This is a genomic window from Actinoplanes sp. ATCC 53533, from assembly GCF_003947245.1.
In genome coordinates, this window is record NZ_QHHV01000698.1 from 1 (window position 1) to 518 (window position 518).

Annotated in this window: 1 pseudogene; it reads right to left on the reverse strand. The window is 67.4% G+C overall.

The features are described 5' to 3' along the window. Positions 1-518, reverse strand: a pseudogene (locus tag DMB66_RS60710) (penicillin-binding transpeptidase domain-containing protein); the annotation flags it as partial.

The window sequence follows — 518 nt, forward strand, 5'->3', positions numbered from 1 at the left end:
GGCCTTCATGATGAGCCCGGAGATCCGGGCAGCCTCAGCACTCGCGCCTCCGTCGGGCACGTTCTCCAGCATGACGCAGACTGCCGAAACCGCCTCACCCTTGTCGTTGTAAGCGAAGCCGACGAACCATCCGTGGTTGTCGGCGCCCTCGGCGTTCTGGGCCGTGCCGGTCTTGCCGCCGACCTCGAAGCCGCTGATCTTGGCCTTCTTGCCGGTGCCGTTCTCGACGACGCTGATCATCATCTCGCGCAGATCGCCGGCGACCTGGCTGTTCACCGGCGTCCGCAGTGTCTGCGGGTTGGCGTTGTAGATCGGCCGCCGGTCGGGGCTGAGCAGCTGCTGGACCAGGTACGGCCGCATCTGCTTGCCGCCGTTGGCCACCGTGGCGGCGATCAGCGCACCCTGCATGGTCGTCATCCGGACGTCCTTCTGTCCGATCGACGACTGGGCGAGGCCAGCCTGGTCGATGCTGCCGTCCGGGTCTTGATCTCACCGGTGCGGCTGGCCGCGACCGGCAG